The 1,459-nt window shown below is 36.3% G+C and carries 5 protein-coding genes; all 5 read left to right on the top strand.

Annotated elements, in window-relative coordinates; translation table 11 throughout:
• Positions 1–237 precede the first annotated feature (237 nt).
• Positions 238–435: a hypothetical protein gene (locus ACEN33_RS12335; RefSeq protein WP_407095199.1), complete on the top strand. Its 198-nt coding sequence runs from the start codon at positions 238–240 to the stop codon at positions 433–435.
• Positions 436–473: 38 nt separating this feature from the next.
• Positions 474–701 carry a DUF2922 domain-containing protein gene (locus ACEN33_RS12330; protein ID WP_407095198.1) on the top strand — a complete coding sequence of 76 codons (228 nt, stop codon included), beginning with the start codon at positions 474–476 and terminating at the stop codon, positions 699–701.
• Between the two features lie 64 nt (positions 702–765).
• Complete coding sequence (locus ACEN33_RS12325; RefSeq protein ID WP_407095197.1) at positions 766–1,032, top strand: hypothetical protein; 267 nt, start codon at positions 766–768, stop codon at positions 1,030–1,032.
• Positions 1,016–1,252, top strand: coding sequence for a phage holin (locus ACEN33_RS12320; RefSeq protein ID WP_407095196.1), 237 nt, complete (start codon positions 1,016–1,018; stop codon positions 1,250–1,252). Before ACEN33_RS12325 ends, ACEN33_RS12320 begins: the two co-directional genes overlap by 17 nt.
• The coding region (locus ACEN33_RS12315) for a hypothetical protein (protein WP_407095195.1) at positions 1,227–1,459 on the top strand (233 nt) is incomplete at its 3' end. The genes ACEN33_RS12320 and ACEN33_RS12315, both read left to right, overlap by 26 nt.

Genomic DNA, 1,459 nt, shown 5'->3' with positions numbered 1-1,459 from the left:
CTTAATAGTACGGAAATTACGTTATTTTGGGCCCTTCTCAGTGGGAACTACACATCACAACAGTTAGCAATGGAGTATGGGGTTAGTCGTAAAACAATTAGTAAAAGAAAGAAACAAATTAGAGATAAACTCCAATCTTTAAAAATCATTTTAAATCAGTAGAGTGACACTCTTAAGTTTCATGACGTTCTTATTAGTGTAGGGCAACTTACAAATACAGAGCGAGGAGGAAATGTTATGAAAGAGTTCTTATCTGCAAGTTTAAAGCTTCAGTCAATCAATCCGGTTACTGAAAAAAAAACAACGGTAACATTACGAGATTTGACGCAAGACGCACCAGCAGCAGAAGTTGAAGCAGTTCGTGATGCATTACAAAGCGTTACTGATGAACCTATTGGCAAAACAACATCAGTTGAAACGTATTTCTATGGATAAGTCATTTACTAAACTAAATTCGGAAGGAGGTAATACTCATGGAGGAAATTTATAACCTAGAATTGCTATTCAAAGATGAAGGTGGAGCAAACAAAAAAATTACGATTACTAATCCAAAAGAAGGTTTGCCAGCTCAAGTTGCTCAATCAGCATTAGAAGCTATCGTAGCTGCAGAGATATTCGTTGGTACAAACGGAGATTCTTATGCATCTGGTACTGGAGCACGTTATGTACGACGTACAATTGAAGATGTCTATACTGCTTAGTCTTAATCAGTTTCACAGCCTCGCTTTTTGCGGGGCTTATTTTTTTAGAAAGGAGGAAATTACCATGACACTTATTGAATTAGGTAGTTTAGCTGGAGCGATGGTTGCAGTTATTACATTGACAACAAAGATTATCAGTTTAATAACTTCGATTCAAAACCTTATAAACCGCCTTGATGTGATGCAACGAGATTTGGAATATAACAAGTCCAAAATTAGTGAAGTCACAAAGCAAGTCAATACACATGAGTCTAAAATTTTTATTATTGAAACAAAATTAAATGATATTCAAAAAATATTAAAGGAGAAATTGAATGATGTCTTTAAATAACAAGTCATATGACATGCTGAAGTGGTTTGTATTGATTGTTTTACCAGCTGTATCAGTGCTAGTGCAAGGGCTAGGAGATTTATATGGTTACTCGAGTTCTGAGGTATATGTTTCAACGATTAATTTATTCACTGTTTTTGTAGGAACTATTTTACAGATTTCATCGAAAAAATATCATGATGGGGGGAACAATGATGGCAACAGCGCAATCAGTCATTAGTAAAGCAAGAGAATACTTGGGGGTTAAAGAAGGTACAGTGGCGCATCATCGCATCATAGATGCCTACAACCAAGTTAGACCCGTTCCCGTTGGCTACATGGTTAAGTATAGTGATGATTGGTGCGATGCATTTGTCAGTTTCATTGCTGATAAGACCCAAACAAGTGAGTTGATAGGTCGTGAATGCGGCGTTCAGCGTCATATTAA

The organism is Ruoffia sp. FAM 24228, from assembly GCF_045528575.1.
GTDB lineage: Bacteria > Bacillota > Bacilli > Lactobacillales > Aerococcaceae > Ruoffia > Ruoffia halotolerans.
Note: the sequence above shows the minus strand (reverse complement) of the source record. Positions and strands in the feature narration are given on the sequence as shown.

Coding starts and splice junctions, on each gene's coding strand:
- ACEN33_RS12320 (WP_407095196.1), top strand. CDS start 1,016: ATGATGTCTTTAAATAACAAGTCATATGACATGCTGAAGTGGTTTGTA.
- ACEN33_RS12335 (WP_407095199.1), top strand. CDS start 238: ATGAAAGAGTTCTTATCTGCAAGTTTAAAGCTTCAGTCAATCAATCCG.
- ACEN33_RS12325 (WP_407095197.1), top strand. CDS start 766: ATGACACTTATTGAATTAGGTAGTTTAGCTGGAGCGATGGTTGCAGTT.
- ACEN33_RS12330 (WP_407095198.1), top strand. CDS start 474: ATGGAGGAAATTTATAACCTAGAATTGCTATTCAAAGATGAAGGTGGA.